Source organism: Acinetobacter sp. YH18001, from assembly GCF_013416975.1.
GTDB lineage: Bacteria > Pseudomonadota > Gammaproteobacteria > Pseudomonadales > Moraxellaceae > Acinetobacter > Acinetobacter pseudolwoffii.
Genome location: NZ_VPEU01000049.1, coordinates 1 through 15,396, shown reverse-complemented (window position 1 = coordinate 15,396; position 15,396 = coordinate 1). Strand labels below are relative to the sequence as shown.

The window sequence follows — 15,396 nt, the reverse complement described above, 5'->3', positions numbered from 1 at the left end:
GATCAGCCATTACCTGAGCTGCTGCAAGACGCGTAGAAACTAAAGCCGAACCAATAGCAAACATTTGTTGCATTAGGAACATTGCTTTGTATGAACTGTAAGATGGCAGGGGTAGCTGGATTCGAACCAACGGATGCCGAGATCAAAACCCGGTGCCTTACCACTTGGCGATACCCCTAATACAGTACATCTACAGGTGAAAATGGCAGGGGTAGCTGGATTCGAACCAACGGATGCCGAGATCAAAACCCGGTGCCTTACCACTTGGCGATACCCCTATCTACACTTTAAACTGAACTAAAGGTGATTCTTGTAAACTGTTGACCAGGTAAGCTTTACATGGTGCATTTGCAAGAATATCTTCGATATTCAGATTTTCAGTGACTTCAATAAACACACAAGCACCTGTACCTGTAAGTTTTGCAATACCGAACTGGTCGAGATATTGCATCGCTTCATCGACTTCAGGATATAAGGATCGAGCCAGTGGCTCAAAGTTATTTCCAAAATCAGATGGCGTTTGCTGATAGGCGCAAAATTTAGTGCTCTTCGTGTCTCTTGTCAATGCTTTTTGCGAAAAAAGCAGTTGAGTGCTGATAAAACAGTCAGGTTTTAACACAATGAATTGTTTTTGATCTAAGTCTATGAATGTTAAGTGTTCGCCAATGCCTTCAGCCCAGGCATTTCGACCATGTACAAATATCGGTACATCTGCACCCAGCTTGACTCCGAGATCTGCCAGTTGCTCGATATTTAAACCGCACTGCCAGAGCTGGTTCAGCACAATCAGGGTGGTGGCTGCATTCGACGAGCCGCCCCCGAGTCCAGCACCCATCGGTATATTTTTTTCCAGACGAATCTTTAGCCCGGTCAGTGTTTGAGCATAGGGCTTCAACAGTTGTACCGCACGATAGATTAAATTTTGTTCCAGATCGACTGAGGCCAGCCCTTCAATCTGGATCTGTTGATCATCTGTTTGTTCAAACTCCAGCCAGTCATACAGATCAATCAGCTGAAAAATACTTTGCAGCTCGTGATAGCCATTTTCACGGCGACCGGTAATATGTAAGAACAAATTCAGTTTAGCAGGCGAGGGAACACGAATCATCATGGGCTAACATCAGGTCAATTAACGGTTTTCAATGATCATTGTAATACGGTTTTCCGCACCATTTTCAAGTGACTGCTTTAAAATCAAGCGGTTTGGCATTTTGGCCTGCGCATTGTAATTGAGATCGACCGTCCAGCCCTGTTCAATAATCTGGCTAATCCGCTGTGTATCATCTTTTTGCAATTTAGCAGTCGTTGTCGCAGGGCGGGCCTGTACCCAGTCCACTAAATAGCTGATCGGTGCTTGCCAGCCTGTGGCGCGTTGCAGTAATTCTTCGGCACTTGCCGCCTGAATCACACCTGTTTTAGCACTGTTTAATGTGACTTGGCCGGGCGTGCCGGAAATCTGGGTTTTGCCCACACCTAAAATGCCACTCAGCTCAATATCAAATTCTTCTTGCTGTTGTACCCAGGTAAAAAATGCACTGCCGGTCTGTTGCGGTGTGCGCACACCAATTTTACCTTGCAGCTGGAATTGATTATCTGCCTGTACAGAAGGTGTCACTGGCGTTTGCGGATTGATCATCTGCTGACAGCCAGTTAAGAATAAAGCAGTTGCTGCAAAGGCACAGCAGCCCAATTGGCTTAAATTGCGCATAAAAGAATTAACTCGTTTGGTTTTGTGGTGCTAACAATAGCGAATTAAGTTGTTTTAATTCGGGGTCATTTGGATGGTTTTGTTGTAATTGTTGTAATACTTGATGGAAGTGTTGTATATCACCATTCATGTACAACGAACGCGCATAACGTACCCCAATCTTCACGCTTGGATTGAGTTGATACGCTTTGTATAACACATCTGCAGCCGTGGCAAAGTCATTCTGTAAATAACAGATATAACCATAGGTATCCAGAATGGAAGCCTGTTCCGGTGCATACTCCAGTGCCTGTTCGACATAGCGGCGCGCTTCTTCCAGACGCCGGTTCTGCATTGCCAGGGTATAGGCATAGGCATTCAGATAGGTCGGACTATTCGGTTCAATCTTGAGTAAATTTGCCAGCAATTCATCCAGCTTGTTGCGATCCTGATGTGGATCTAGCAATAGCACTTGTGCATAAACCAGTTCCGGATCATCCGGCAGGTTTTTGCTGGCTTCTTCTAGCAGGCGGATCGCAGCTTTTTTATTCTGCATACGCGTTAAAATATCTGCCTGGGCCAGATATAAAAAGCTGGCATGTTGCGGATAATTCACCCGTTCCTGAGTCAAGAAACGCAGCGCATCATGCAGCTTATCCTGCTGGGCAAAAATCGAGATCATGTTACGACGCGAGACGGTGTACAGACTGCCATCGACCAGACGATAATAGGCTTTGGCGGTTTCATAGTGCTGTTTGCGTTCAGCATTCACTGCCAGATAATAATAGGCTTCATTTTGATATTGCGCAGAATAACGCAGTTCGACCAGATGTTTTTCGGCCTTCTCGTATTCTTCCAAGTCAATACTGGTCAGTCCGGCAATAAACAAGGCTTCTTCAGCCGTTGGCCATTTTTTTAGAATATCCTGCAGTTTTTTTAGCGCTAAAGTCGATTCATTGAGCTTGACCAGATATTTGACTTCGGCCAGACGCACATCCAGATTGTTACGGTGTTTACGGCTGGATTTTTCATACCATTGTAGGGTTTCTTCTGGATCGCCGAGAGCATTCAGCAGATTGGCTTTCATCAGGATATAACCAGTCGCATTCGGACGTTTTTTTAGAGCACGGTTAATGGTATTTAAAGCCTGTTCCAGCTGACCATTTTGTGCTTCCAGACCGGCCACCAGCACCAGAATAGACGGATTGTCTCTGGCTTTGGTGGTGCTTAAAGCCTGAATCAGATAGCTGCGGTCTTCCGTGCCTTCAGGTGAAATCCCGGCGAGAATTTCTTCCAGATCGGCACTGTCATCAATTTGCAGGATTTTCTCTAAGGTCTCTGCCGCCAGCTCATACTCATGCGCTTTCAGGGCAATATGGGATAAATAAAATAAGGCGGGGACATCCTGCGGCTCCTGTACCACCCAGTGGGTCGAGATATCGAGGGCTGCCTGTAAATCATCATGTTCCAATGCAACATTCAGTGCACGCTGCTTGACCGTGGTGGAATTGCTCTTGATTGCCAGAACCGTATAGTTGTGCAAAGCAGTCGGAATGTCATGTGCGGCAATGGCAAACTCGGCCATCATACTTTGTTTTATGGCATCATAATTTTGATTTGCATGGTAAACTGCTTCCGCTGCATAAAGATGAGCAGTTGAAGCCATGCTACCCACCAGTAGGAATGTGGTAGAATATTGCTTAATTGTAGGGCCGTTGATACGGCTGATTGTTTGACGCAATTTTTCTTGATCCAAGTAATGCTTTTTATGACACCGATATTGCACAATAGCATAAATTTATTGAAATGATGACCTGATATGTCTTTCTTTGCATTGGGTGTCAACCATCAAACTGCCTCTGTAGAACTGCGGGAACAAGTTGCGTTTAACCCTGAAAAGTTAAGTGCCATTCTTGCCGAGCAAAGCCAACACCCTGAATTAAACGACATGGTGGTGGTGTCTACATGTAACCGAACCGAAGTTTACGCGATGTCTGACAATGTCGACATGGTGCTGAACTGGCTCGCCCAAAAAAATGGGGTGGATGTCAAACAACTGCAAAATCATGTCTATCGTTATGAAAATGCCCAAGCCGTGACGCACTTGATGCGTGTCGCCAGTGGTCTGGATTCACTGATGCTGGGTGAACCGCAGATTCTGGGACAAGTCAAAAATGCACTTTCTCTTGCCAAAGACTCCCAGACGGTGTCACGCAGTTTAAACCGAATTTTTGAATATGCCTTTTATGCGGCCAAACGGGTTCGTTCCGAGACTGCTGTCGGCAGTCATGCGGTATCGATGGGCTATGCGGTTGCACAGTTGGCCCTACAGGTATTTAGTCATCCAGACAAGCTCACCATTATGGTGGTAGCAGCCGGGGAGATGAACAGTCTGGTCGCCAAGCATCTCGCAGAAATGGGTGTGGGCAAGATTATTATCTGTAACCGTACCCGAGAACGTGCAGACATTCTGGCGCAGGAAATTGCGCATCGGGTAGAAGTAGAAATTATTGACTTTGACCAGCTGGCAGACAATCTGCATCGCGCCGATGTGATTTCCAGTTGTACCGGCAGTCTGCATCAGGTGATTCATTTTGCAGATATCAAAGCGGCACTGAAAAAACGCCGTTATCAGCAAATGTTGTTAGTCGATCTGGCCGTGCCACGTGATATCGATCCTAAAGTTGAAAAACTTGATGGGGTATATCTGTATGGCGTCGATGATCTGCAAAGCGTGATTGAGGAAAATCTGGCGCATCGTCGTCAGGCTGCGGTTGAAGCCGAAGTTATGGTGAATCAGCTCGCAACAGAACTGATGACCCAGCAAAAGGTCAAGCAGGCCGGGGCCACCATTCATGCTTATCGTGACCATGGTGAAGAGTTGCGGCAGGAAGAACTGGCATTGGCGCTGCAACGTATTGCCCAGGGTGAAAAAGCAGAAATGGTTATGGCTGAGTTTTCGCACCGCCTGACACAGAAACTCTTACATCCGACTTCTATTGTGCTGCGTGAGGCGGCCAAGGCGGAAGATCCAAGCTGTTTTGAAATGATGCGCGATACCTTGCAAGAGGTAGTTGATACACGCCGCAAGACCAAACATTAGCGAGCTCTTTAACAATAGCTATTTTGAAGAACGGCGTTTAGAGATAAACGCCTTATTTTTATTTGAAGCGATTTAAAACTGTTAATCGTCCAATAAGGTCATGGAGCGTTTTTTATCAATTTCGTAAATCTGCATTTTCAGATTCTTCATTTCTGCAATGCTGCTAAATTTTTTCGATTTTATCTTGTTTTTCAGACACTGATATTGCAGCTTGGTCGAGAAGTCTGCCGCCAGTTTGTCGGCCTGTTCAGGCGAAGAGGTATAATCGCTCACATTGGCATGTTGTAGAATATGCTGTAATTCATGATGATGTACTGCACAGGCACCTAAAACATAATAGATCGAGAGTTCAGGATCATCCGGCAGGTCATCAAAAATCACATTCAGAATATTTAGGATTTTAAACAGCAGCTGATCTTCAGATACCAGCGCACGCAGTGGTTCAAAATGAATATACAAATAGGGATGATTCATCAAAATTGCAATCACATATTCTTCAGCATCAATTTTGGTGCTAAAACTTAAGGATGCATCGGTATTAACCTTGGGTTGCCATTTACGGTTAAAGCCCAGTTTTTCGCGGAAAAATTGCTGCAGCAAATAGCGGAATGAGCCATGTTTAGGCAATAATTCGGTCAGATTTTTCAGTTCACCCATGACCTGACTTTTACCTTCAGGGGTAGTGATGTCCTGATTTTGGGTCAGATGGGCAAACACGAAGTCCGACATCAGCGGCGCCTGATCCAGCAAGCGTCTAAAGTTTTCGATGCCTTCACGGCGGATCAAGGAGTCCGGGTCATGGTCAGCAGGCAAAACAAAGAATTTCAGCTCACGGCCATCACTGAGTAATGGCAGGGCAATGTCCAGCGTTCGGCGTGCGGCTTTTTGACCGGCAGCATCGCCATCAAAGGCAATGGTAATCCGGTTGTTCTGCTTAAACAGAATGTTCAGATGGTCGGTATTACTGGCAGTCCCCAGTGTCGCGACTGCGCCATGAATGCCGTATTGCTGCAATGCAATCACATCCATATAGCCTTCGACCATCAGCCATTCCTGGGCTTTCTGCTTTCTGCCTTCATACAGCCCATAAAGCAACTGGTTCTTATGGAAAACTTCAGAGTCTGGCGAGTTGATGTATTTGGGCTTGATCTCGTCATTGAGCGCACGGCCACCAAAGCCGACCACACGACCCTTGGTATCACGAATCGGGAAAATTACCCGTTCACGCAATAGATCAAAATCACGGCCACTGTCGCTGGTACGAATCAGCCCCAGTAGTTTCAGGCCTTCAATATCCTGAGGAAAGGCTTTTTCCAGATGTTGCCAGTCTTCAGGTGCATAACCTAAGCGCCAATAGGCAATGGTTTCTGCAGTCAGGCCACGTTGCTTGAAATATTGCTGTGCACTGGAACTGTTGGGTAACTGGCGTTCATAGAACTGCGCAATATTTTCCAGCAGGTCGTATAAGTTGCCGTCTTGCTGAACTTCGGCCATTGGCATGTGTTCAAAAGCAGCAAAAGGGTCGCCGTAGAAATCCTGTTCGGAGGCCTGAAACTCTGCAAATGGATCAAAAGAAGCATCCGACACAGAATATTCTTGTGCTGGGCGTTGCGGAGCTTGCGTATTCTCAACTTTGGTCGTAGCGACTATTTTCGGTTTGGCTGCTTCCCGTTTGTATTTTAATTTATTGGAATCAGTATTGTCTTTTGGCAGTTCAATGCCGGTCTGACTGGACAGGTCTTTCATCACTTCGACGAAATTACGGCTACCAATGTCCATTAAAAAACGGATGGCGTTGCCATTGGCCTGACAGCCAAAACAGTGAAAATATTGTTTGTCACGATAGACGTGAAAAGAGGGCGATTTTTCCTGATGGAAAGGACAGCAGCCCGAATAGGTACGGCCAGTTTTTTTCAGTTTCACGAATTGACCAATCACATCGACAATATCGGTGCGATCGAGAATCTGATCAATCGTATGTTGAGGAATTGCCATAATCTGCTGAGCTTCTCGTGCTGCGTATCTAAGGTTTAAGTGATTGAATCAATAGGATTCAACTGATTCAGGTCAATTCTTTTTAACTTCCTTTGTATACCTTTTGCACGATTTGTTCAAGCCTGGCCGGGACAAAGCAAAAGGGCAAGTATGATACCTTGCCCTTAAAGAAAATGCACCTGTGACAGTCGGCTTATTCGGCAGTCGGTTCAGGTTGCTCTGCTTCGGTATTTTTAGGACGATCAAGCAAACCAAAAGATACACGATTGGTCAGGCTGCGCTTTTCAGTTTCTGGCGCATCCGACTCTGCATTGTTGTCAGTCACCGTCTTGGCTTCTTTACCAAAAATACCCAGTGTGGCACGGTTAAAGAAACTGCTTTCGCTACGTGCTGCACGCAAGTTGACCGTACCATCAGATTTCACCAGATTTGGATAATTCAGCTTTAACACATCAACATATTGCTGAGAGGTTGCTTTATCACCCAGTTGATCATAGCCATAGGCAATCGTTGCCAGTGCTTCTGGAATCTGAGGGGTTTGTGGATAATGTTCCACCACCCATTGTGCACGTTCAACCGCAGCCAGATAGGCTTTACGTTTTAAATTAAAGCGTGCCGCATTCATTTCATGCTCAGCCAGTTCCTGACCGATAAATTTCATGCGCTGCGCTGCATCGACCGCATAGGTGCTAGACGGATAGCGGCGAATGAAATCGACAAAATTCTGATAAGCCACTTTCAGATAGCTGACATCACGATGCGACTGTTTCAGCGAGGTATAACGCAGCAGGCCGTTATAATTCTGTTCCATATTGGCGACACCGCGTACATAGTAGGCATAGTCGACATTTGGATGTTGCGGATTCAGACGGATAAAACGCTCTGCCAGTGCAACCGCACCTTCATAATCTTTTTGCTGGAATTTCACATACAACAGTTCAAGCTGCGCTTGCGGGGCATACTGACTGGTCGGAAAATACGTTTCCAGCGCTTCTAACTGTTTTGCTGCATCGGTATATTGATTACGATCTAGCGCTTTCTGTGCTTTTTGAATATAAACCTGTTCGCTAGATTCCGGACCTTTATCCATGACTTCTTTTTTGGGATTACTGCTACAGCCTACCATTGCCGATGCAATGCCAATCGTGAGGGCAAGCATTGTCATTTTATAATGTGGTAGCGACATAAAAATTCCTCTGTTAATACGGGCAATGAGCTACAATTGCACTATTAAACCACTTTTGTCTGAATGAGCAAATGAGTCAAGCACAATCTTCCAATTCTAATATCCCTGATACTGATTTCAATTTACTTGAAGATTCTGAGGATGCAGATAACCATACTTCAGAAGCAACTGCAACACGTTTATCGTTGCAATTTCAACTGGATGAAACTTATATCGGGCAACGGATCGACCAGATTGCCGCGATGGTCTGGAGCGATTTTTCCCGAGAAAAATTAAAGCAATGGATCAAAGATGGCAATTTATTGGTGAATGGTCAGCCGGTCAAGCCGAAATTTAAAAGTGATGGTTTTGAAATCCTGACCTTAAATGTCGAGCTTGAAGCGCAAACGCGCAGCCTGCCGGAAGATATTCCACTGGACATCATCTATGAAGATGATGACATTATCGTCATTAACAAAGCTGTCGGCATGGTTGTGCATCCGGGCGCAGGCAATACATCGGGTACTTTGGTGAATGCTTTGTTACATCATTATCCAAAATCGGCTGAACTGGCACGTGCCGGTCTGGTACACCGTATTGATAAAGACACCAGTGGTCTGTTGGTCGTCGCGAAAAATCTGGAAGCACAGTTCTCTCTTAGCAAACAGCTTGAGAAAAAATCAGTATATCGCCTGTATGATCTGGTGGTTTACGGCAATATTATTGCCGGCGGTACCATTGACGAACCGATCAAACGCCATCCGGTAGATCGTGTGAAAATGACTGTACTTCCAGGCGGTAAAGATGCCGTGACGCATTACAACGTCAAAGAGCGTTTCCAGCATTTCACCCGTGTTCAAGCCCGTCTGGAAACCGGACGTACCCACCAGATTCGTGTGCATTTTAGCTATATCGGCTTTGGCCTGATTGGTGATCAGGTGTATATGCCGCGTGTACGTATGCCGGCAGGTGCATCACAATTATTAGATGATACTTTACGTGGCTTTAAACGTCAGGCCTTGCATGCAGCAAAACTTGGTCTGACCCATCCGCGTAGCAAAGAAGAAATGACCTTTGAAGCGCCGTGGCCGGAAGATTTTGCCAATCTGATTGAAGTGCTGCGCACCGAAAACAAAGCCTATTAATTTTTTTATTTAGCTCGCGTCAAAGCAAGGAATCGAGATGCAATTTGTACCAGGACTTCCACAAGGTGTGTATGTGGGTCAGACCCGCGTTCATCATGCGAAAGTACAGCCATCCACGCAGCCTGAGCTTGCAGGTTTTAATCTGGCCTTGCATGTGCAGGATGATGCGCAGCGGGTACAACAGCATCGTATGGCTTTATTGCAAGATTTCGCTGCCTTTGGCGTAGATAAAATTACCTGGATGACACAGACCCATAGCACCATCTGTCATAGCATTAATGAACAGATAACTTTTGAGGCATTGGTCGGCGATGGTCTGGTGACGCAGCGCAAAGCGCATGCTTTGATGATGATGACCGCAGACTGTTTGCCGGTGGTGTTAGGTAATGCCGATGGTACGGAAGTTGCCAATTTGCATGCCGGTTGGCGTGGTCTGGCCGGTGGTATTATCGAAAATACCATTGCGGCCATGCAGACTCCGCCGACCTGGGCCTGGCTTGGTGCAGCCATCAGTCAGCCCTGTTTTGAAATTGGCACTGAGGTGAAAGTGGCTTTTTGCAGTAAATATCCTGAACTGGACAGTGCATTTCAGGTGGGCGAGCAGGCGGGTAAATATTATGCCGACCTGTATGCGATTGCGCGTTATATCTTGCGACAACATGGGATACATACCGTATTGGGCGGGGATCAGTGTTCTTATCGTCAGGCGGATGAATATTTTTCTTATCGCCGTGAGCCTAAAACGGGTCGTATGGCGACATTCGTGTTTATGGCATGAAAATGTTAAACTTAACTGAATTTTTTGGCTTTTGAGCATTATGTCCCTATCTTCCAAATCTGTTGCGATTGTTTATCACAGTCCTTATGGACACACGGCTAAAGTGGCAAATTTTATTGCCGATGGTGCACGGGAAACCGGTGTTCAGGTGCATATGATGAATGTCGAACATATTGATTGGGATGTGCTAGATGCCGCAGATGCGATTGTCTTTGGTTGTCCGACCTATATGGGAAGCCTGACCTCTGCCATGAAGCTGTTTATGGAGCAGTCATCCAAGCGCTGGCTGGCGCGTAGCTGGCAGGGCAAACTGGCAGCAGCTTTTACCAATGGTGGCGGACTTAGTGGCGACAAACTGGCAGTGTTGCAGCAAATCAACCTGTTTGCGATGCAGCATGGTATGTTGTGGAGCGGTTTGCCCTTGATGCCGACAGGTCGTGCCGTGACTGATCTGAATCGTATGTCGAGCTTTTTGGGGTTGATGACCCAGTCGGACAATGCACCGGTAGAAGTCACCCCACCTGAAGGGGATTTAAAAACCGCGCTCTGGTTTGGCGAATATATTGCTTTGACACTGGCGCGCTTAAATCATCCAGCTTAGTCAGTGATAAAAAAACCTCCACATGCTGGAGGTTTTTATATTCAAGTATTGATCCATTATTTATGGAAAATTCGCGCTTTATCACGTTGCCAGTCACGGTCTTTTTCAGTGGCACGTTTGTCATGGAGCTGCTTACCTTTGACCAGTGCAATTTCCAGCTTGGCATGTGGGCCTTTCCAGTAACAGGCCAGTGGCACGCAGGAATAACCTTTCTGGTTAATCGCGCCCATCAGCTTTTCAATTTCACGGCGATTCAACAACAGTTTTCGGGTACGGGTCGCTTCAGGCACCACGTGTGTTGAAGCACTCAGCAAAGGCTGAACTTGCGCACCAAACAGGAAAGCTTCACCATTTTTAAAGGTAATATAGCTTTCTACAATGGTCATACGACCGGCACGCATTGATTTGACTTCCCAGCCCTTTAATGACAGCCCCGCTTCAAATTTCTCTTCAATAAAATAATCGTGGCGGGCACGTTTATTCAGTGCAATGGTACCGCCATTATTTTTTTTTACTACAATAGATGCTTTCGCCATAATCTGATACTTCCAAACGTGCTGCTATTGTACCGCAACTAGAAATAAGGTGAAGTTTTTTAAATTAATGAGGATTATTCACCAAAAAAACAAGTTTTTGCTAAAATAAGATTCTACATAACAAACAGAGTACAAATGGATGTCTAAAACTCGTGTGATTTATCCGGGGACTTTTGATCCAATTACCAATGGACATATTGATTTGGTAACCCGCGCAGCGCGAATGTTTGATGAGGTCGTTGTGGCGATTGCCATCGGTCATCATAAAAATCCGGTATTTAGTCTGGAAGAGCGTGTTGCCCTGGCAAAAGAGTCATTGAGTCATTTGGACAATGTTGAATTTGTAGGTTTTGATGGTTTGCTGGTCAATTTCTTTCGTGAACAAAAAGCGACGGCTGTACTGCGTGGTTTGCGTGCAGTGTCCGATTTTGAGTATGAATTTCAGCTGGCCAATATGAACCGTCAGCTTGACTCCCACTTTGAAGCGGTATTTTTAACTCCTTCAGAGCAATATTCTTTTATTTCATCCACTTTGGTGCGTGAAATTGCTCGATTAAGAGGTGATGTGACCAAGTTTGTACCACCAAACGTGGTTGCTGCCTTCGAGCGTAAACTTCAACAAGGTTGGTAGCGTGTCTTTATATATCACCGATGAATGTATTAATTGTGATGTCTGTGAACCTGTATGCCCGAATGAGGCCATTTATATGGGTGAACTCATTTATGAGATTCATCCAGATTTATGTACAGAGTGCGTCGGACATCATGATCAACCGCAATGTCAGCTGTTCTGTCCGGTGGATTGTATTCCACTGGATCCGAACCATGCGGAAACGCAGGAGCAGCTGCAAGCCAAGTATGAAAAACTGACTGCTCAAAAAACATCAAGCAATTAGTCTCGATATTTGGTACTATGCCGCTCGAAGTGAGCCAGACGATCGCTGCTGTGGAGATCTCCGTGATTGAAGCAGGGGAGGAAAGTCCGGGCTTCATAGGGCAAGGTGCCAGGTAACGCCTGGGCGGTGTAAACCGACGGCAAGTGCAGCAGAGAGAAGACCGCCTTCATTATGTTTTCGAGCAATCGGAATCGGAGGTAAGGGTGAAAGGGTGCGGTAAGAGCGCACCGCATGGCTGGTAACAGTTCATGGCGAGGTAAACCCCACCGGAAGCAAGACCAAATAGGAATCCATTAGGCATGGCCCATGCTGGATTCGGGTAGGTCGCTTGAGCGCATGAGTGATTGTGCGCCTAGAGGAATGATCGTTCACGACAGAACCCGGCTTATCGGCTCACTTCAACAAATTTTGATCAAACAGTGCATTATGGGGTTGACGCTCTTTAAAGAAAATCTCATAATGCGCGCACAGTTTAAGGCTATGTAGCTCAGTTGGTTAGAGCACCGCACTCATAATGCGGGGGTCACAAGTTCAAGTCTCGTCATAGCCACCATATTCTGAAAAAACCCACTCCGATTGAGTGGGTTTTTTTTATGTAGCGCGCCATGAAAAAAGACCACTCTAACTGAGTGGTCTTTTTTGTCACTGGTTATAGAAACCACAATTTAATTAGTACGAAGTGTATTGACAAGAATTGGTAAATTCTGGCTACTCGACGCAGCTAAAACAAAGTTTTGGCTTTGTGGAATTGGTGTCCATTTTTGATTGCTTGCGCTGTTACAGCTATAAGTAGTTAATGTTCCTCGACCGTCATCGGCAGGAGCTCGACCACCGTGGAGATCTAGACAGCTATTACTGCCAGTACGGAACTGTTGTGTTGAACCGGATGCCAGTGCTGCCCATGCTTGGTTCGCCTGATTATTATTACACAGCGTCAGTGTTGCGCCAGCGAGACAATAGCCTGGATATCCTGCACTATGGATTTTGCCCATCGCGTCATATGCCCAAAGCGTTGATGTTTCACCTGTACAGCCATTTCTACCACTCATAAATAAAGTCGGTTGTGTTGCACCTGCGGCAATTTCAGCTTTTAAGCAAGAACCTCTCATATTTGGCATGATTAACATACTTGCATCTTGCATTGGATTTGTTGCTGGCAGTCCTAATTCTGTAACGAAGTTCTTTAAAGCATCGTTCGCTGCTGGAACAGAGCGTAAATCATTACGATATACATTAATCCATCGATTTAAACGGTATAACAAGTTTTCTTGTTGTTCATAACGTACAAGTTCTGCAAGTGCGGCAGGAGAAAATTCGTTTTTGTTACCGTGGTATGTATCGTATAAAACTTTATGATGGCTTGACAATGTTGCAATCGTTTTACCCTGGTTATTCAGCAAGGCTTGCTCAAGTTCTGGTAACTCAACTTTACGTAAAGCTGTATAACCTTGTTCCTTACCTAAAGTCACAGCAGAAGGTAACGGTGTAGCATAGATAGGAATATCAATTGATGAAAGCTTAACTGCTTGCTTGTCTTCATCGTTACAGTATAAATCAACGTGTTTTGGATAATCACTTTGTGCTAGATTGATGTGGAATTTATTGGCATTACTCCCCATACGTGTGGGTGCAAGCGCAATATTTTCGTCAGCTTTATTCACAAATTTCACATTCACCCAACAGCTTGCAGTATTTAAACTGGTATTTGCTTGTGGGAGATTAAATACATTACCCCAGTTTCCACGGGCTGCAGGATAGATTAAGCCCACCTTAGCAACCGGGTCATAACCTCCCAGAATTGTAAATATGGGAACACCAGATTTTTCCGGTTTTAAGTAATTACCGTCGGCGCTGTTATACCAGACCTGATTTGAGTTTGGTACTTTGGGCTGAATTACTTCCATTTGACGGGTAGAGGGATTCCATTGTTTATAGCCTGTTGGAGAGTTGGCATCCCAGACAGGTTTGCCAAAAGCAGGCTGAATCTTATGATAAGTACTATAACCTGTGTAGTGAGTATAACGTGATAGTGAACTGGAAAAGTTGCCACCGGCCATAGAATCAGGCGCATATACATATTGTTGATCGAATAGTGGAGTTCCATTCAGGCGATTATCCACATTGCTCACATTCCAGTTAATATTACTGCGCATACGTTTACGATATGAAATATAACCCCAGCCACTGTCACTATGATGGGATGCCCAAAAGTAGTTATCACCATTCTGTCCAGGATAATGCCCCAAGCCATAATGGTGACCGATCTCATGGCTGAACTCATTTCCTACTGAATCAATCAGGGTCAAAATACCATTACCCCCACTTAAGCCATGAGTTTGGTAACCATTTTTATAGTTTCCGCGGGCATGATGAATGACCACACTTTGTGTCAGTTGCGGTTGTTGTTGGCTAGCCATTCCAGCACTGGTAATACCCCAGTTTGCAAGGTTGATTCCTGTGCTGAATGTTGATTTAGCTGTATTTTCACGCATGTCACCTGCATAAACACCACCTTCAGTCTCACTGACAGTATCGTAAATTTTACCGTTTGCGACCATGACTTTGTCTAAAATCATGTCGTCGTATTTGCTGACTGTAATTTTTGCAGCAGGGATGGTTTGCAAGTAGTCGGCACCCGCCTGCTCAGGCTGATTTAAGAATAAATAATTGCCTGTTGGTGGTTGAGAAAGCAGTCCTAGACGAATGGATTGCACCACCAATTCGCCTGGTGCAGCAAAATCAATATCGTCTGCTGCCAAACGGCCATTTTTACGGGAATTAGGATCAACAATACGGATATTTAAACCGGGTTTGATCTCATCCCAATTTAATGTAGCTGTCCAAGCCCGTTTGGAGTATTGAACTCGTGGACGATTGTCATTATTTGTTTGGTCTGCAGCTGGAATTTGAGATGGCTCTTGTAAAGCTATACGGCGTACAAGTCGGCTATTCAGGTAGATTTCAGCATTTAATTGCTGAACATCACCCATAGCGGCTGTAGGCGTGACTAAAAGCAAGGCATCTTTTTCAGTGGTCAGACGCGGCATCTGCTTTGTATCATTCCCTTTAGGATCTACAGTGTGGTTCTGCGCGAACTGGACCATTGCGGCAAAATTACCAGTCAAGTCATTACGAATAGTACGTGTACTGCCTTCAGCATTAATATCAAAAAAACCTAAAGTATTGGAACTGAAAGTGTCTTTAACTGGTTCTGGATAATCAGAATCTGAAGTAATAAAACTAAAAAGCTTTTGAGTTATAGAGCTTTCAGGTTCTACAGCATTATTATTGTTAGTGTTGTTAGAGGACGATTCTCCACAAGCAGATAACATTGCTGCACAAACACACAAGTATAATGTGTTTAGTCAGTTTTTGAGTTCGGGTTATTGTCCAGGTCGGCAAAGTAATCTTTGTCTGAGGCGTAGTTATATTCCAGATTGGTCGAGAACTGATCGTTGATCTGCCAATTATGCAAGTAATGTAAGCTTTT

General features: G+C 45.1%; 13 protein-coding genes, 3 tRNA genes, 1 other RNA gene and 1 pseudogene. 8 read left to right on the top strand and 10 right to left on the bottom strand.

Going from position 1 to position 15,396, the window contains the following annotated elements; genetic code table 11:
* Positions 1–103: 103 nt before the first annotated feature.
* The 5 genes from FTV48_RS12490 to FTV48_RS12470 form a co-directional block, all read right to left on the bottom strand.
* Positions 104–178 (bottom strand) — tRNA-Gln (locus FTV48_RS12490).
* Between the two features lie 25 nt (positions 179–203).
* Positions 204–278 (bottom strand) — tRNA-Gln (locus FTV48_RS12485).
* A gap of 2 nt (positions 279–280) precedes the next feature.
* The gene (ispE, locus tag FTV48_RS12480) at positions 281–1,108 is read right to left on the bottom strand and encodes a 4-(cytidine 5'-diphospho)-2-C-methyl-D-erythritol kinase (RefSeq protein WP_034608941.1); all 828 of its coding nucleotides are present in this window, start codon (positions 1,106–1,108) and stop codon (positions 281–283) included.
* Between the two features lie 21 nt (positions 1,109–1,129).
* On the bottom strand, positions 1,130–1,708 hold the full coding sequence (gene lolB, locus FTV48_RS12475) for a lipoprotein insertase outer membrane protein LolB (protein ID WP_005097737.1): 579 nt from the start codon (positions 1,706–1,708) through the stop codon (positions 1,130–1,132).
* A 7-nt stretch (positions 1,709–1,715) separates the two neighbouring features.
* A complete protein-coding gene (locus tag FTV48_RS12470; protein WP_034608942.1) occupies positions 1,716–3,428 on the bottom strand; it encodes a tetratricopeptide repeat protein in 1,713 nt (570 codons plus the stop codon).
* Between the two features lie 78 nt (positions 3,429–3,506).
* Here FTV48_RS12470 and hemA point away from each other — a divergent pair, with 78 nt between their 5' ends.
* Positions 3,507–4,790, top strand: coding sequence for a glutamyl-tRNA reductase (gene hemA / locus FTV48_RS12465; RefSeq protein ID WP_005169843.1), 1,284 nt, complete (start codon positions 3,507–3,509; stop codon positions 4,788–4,790).
* Positions 4,791–4,871: 81 nt separating this feature from the next.
* On the opposite strand, the gene FTV48_RS12460 is transcribed toward hemA, so the two are convergent.
* Together FTV48_RS12460 and FTV48_RS12455 are read right to left on the bottom strand one after the other, a co-directional pair.
* Positions 4,872–6,785: a DNA primase gene (locus FTV48_RS12460; protein WP_100355888.1), complete on the bottom strand. Its 1,914-nt coding sequence runs from the start codon at positions 6,783–6,785 to the stop codon at positions 4,872–4,874.
* Between the two features lie 193 nt (positions 6,786–6,978).
* Positions 6,979–7,971 carry an outer membrane protein assembly factor BamD gene (locus FTV48_RS12455; RefSeq protein WP_180000540.1) on the bottom strand — a complete coding sequence of 331 codons (993 nt, stop codon included), beginning with the start codon at positions 7,969–7,971 and terminating at the stop codon, positions 6,979–6,981.
* A gap of 71 nt (positions 7,972–8,042) precedes the next feature.
* Here FTV48_RS12455 and rluD point away from each other — a divergent pair, with 71 nt between their 5' ends.
* From rluD to FTV48_RS12440, 3 genes are read left to right on the top strand one after another with little or no spacing between them, the layout of a single operon-like run.
* Positions 8,043–9,095, top strand: a complete 1,053-nt coding sequence (gene rluD / locus FTV48_RS12450; protein WP_100329101.1) for a 23S rRNA pseudouridine(1911/1915/1917) synthase RluD — start codon at positions 8,043–8,045, stop codon at positions 9,093–9,095.
* A 37-nt stretch (positions 9,096–9,132) separates the two neighbouring features.
* Positions 9,133–9,873, top strand: a complete 741-nt coding sequence (gene pgeF / locus FTV48_RS12445) for a peptidoglycan editing factor PgeF (RefSeq protein ID WP_180000538.1) — start codon at positions 9,133–9,135, stop codon at positions 9,871–9,873.
* A gap of 40 nt (positions 9,874–9,913) precedes the next feature.
* On the top strand, positions 9,914–10,474 hold the full coding sequence (locus tag FTV48_RS12440) for a flavodoxin family protein (protein ID WP_005097730.1): 561 nt from the start codon (positions 9,914–9,916) through the stop codon (positions 10,472–10,474).
* A 56-nt stretch (positions 10,475–10,530) separates the two neighbouring features.
* On the opposite strand, the gene smpB is transcribed toward FTV48_RS12440, so the two are convergent.
* Positions 10,531–11,010 carry an SsrA-binding protein SmpB gene (gene smpB / locus FTV48_RS12435; RefSeq protein ID WP_004280586.1) on the bottom strand — a complete coding sequence of 160 codons (480 nt, stop codon included), beginning with the start codon at positions 11,008–11,010 and terminating at the stop codon, positions 10,531–10,533.
* A 139-nt stretch (positions 11,011–11,149) separates the two neighbouring features.
* On the opposite strand from smpB, the gene coaD reads away from it, so the two are divergent.
* The 4 genes from coaD (at position 11,150) to FTV48_RS12415 (ending at position 12,459) form a co-directional block, all read left to right on the top strand.
* Positions 11,150–11,641, top strand: coding sequence for a pantetheine-phosphate adenylyltransferase (gene coaD, locus FTV48_RS12430; RefSeq protein WP_004280585.1), 492 nt, complete (start codon positions 11,150–11,152; stop codon positions 11,639–11,641).
* 1 nt (position 11,642) lies between these two features.
* Complete coding sequence (locus tag FTV48_RS12425; protein ID WP_005097729.1) at positions 11,643–11,906, top strand: YfhL family 4Fe-4S dicluster ferredoxin; 264 nt, start codon at positions 11,643–11,645, stop codon at positions 11,904–11,906.
* Between the two features lie 26 nt (positions 11,907–11,932).
* Positions 11,933–12,310: RNase P RNA component class A (gene rnpB / locus FTV48_RS12420), an RNA gene on the top strand.
* Positions 12,311–12,382: 72 nt separating this feature from the next.
* A tRNA-Met gene (locus FTV48_RS12415) sits at positions 12,383–12,459 on the top strand.
* Between the two features lie 112 nt (positions 12,460–12,571).
* Here the strand turns inward: FTV48_RS12415 and FTV48_RS12410 are convergent.
* Together FTV48_RS12410 and lptD are read right to left on the bottom strand one after the other, a co-directional pair.
* Positions 12,572–15,238 (bottom strand): M66 family metalloprotease, encoded by a 2,667-nt coding sequence (locus FTV48_RS12410; RefSeq protein ID WP_180000536.1) that lies wholly within the window; start codon positions 15,236–15,238, stop codon positions 12,572–12,574.
* A gap of 32 nt (positions 15,239–15,270) precedes the next feature.
* Positions 15,271–15,396, bottom strand: a pseudogene (gene lptD, locus FTV48_RS12405) (LPS assembly protein LptD); the annotation flags it as partial.

Excerpts from the sequence above, each read along its gene's own strand:
- FTV48_RS12460 (WP_100355888.1), bottom strand. The coding sequence starts at position 6,785 with ATGGCAATTCCTCAACATACGATTGATCAGATTCTCGATCGCACCGAT.
- FTV48_RS12440 (WP_005097730.1), top strand. The coding sequence starts at position 9,914 with ATGTCCCTATCTTCCAAATCTGTTGCGATTGTTTATCACAGTCCTTAT.
- FTV48_RS12410 (WP_180000536.1), bottom strand. The coding sequence starts at position 15,238 with ATGTTATCTGCTTGTGGAGAATCGTCCTCTAACAACACTAACAATAAT.
- pgeF (WP_180000538.1), top strand. The coding sequence starts at position 9,133 with ATGCAATTTGTACCAGGACTTCCACAAGGTGTGTATGTGGGTCAGACC.
- hemA (WP_005169843.1), top strand. The coding sequence starts at position 3,507 with ATGTCTTTCTTTGCATTGGGTGTCAACCATCAAACTGCCTCTGTAGAA.
- ispE (WP_034608941.1), bottom strand. The coding sequence starts at position 1,108 with ATGATTCGTGTTCCCTCGCCTGCTAAACTGAATTTGTTCTTACATATT.
- FTV48_RS12455 (WP_180000540.1), bottom strand. The coding sequence starts at position 7,971 with ATGTCGCTACCACATTATAAAATGACAATGCTTGCCCTCACGATTGGC.
- coaD (WP_004280585.1), top strand. The coding sequence starts at position 11,150 with ATGTCTAAAACTCGTGTGATTTATCCGGGGACTTTTGATCCAATTACC.
- rluD (WP_100329101.1), top strand. The coding sequence starts at position 8,043 with ATGAGTCAAGCACAATCTTCCAATTCTAATATCCCTGATACTGATTTC.
- smpB (WP_004280586.1), bottom strand. The coding sequence starts at position 11,010 with ATGGCGAAAGCATCTATTGTAGTAAAAAAAAATAATGGCGGTACCATT.
- lolB (WP_005097737.1), bottom strand. The coding sequence starts at position 1,708 with ATGCGCAATTTAAGCCAATTGGGCTGCTGTGCCTTTGCAGCAACTGCT.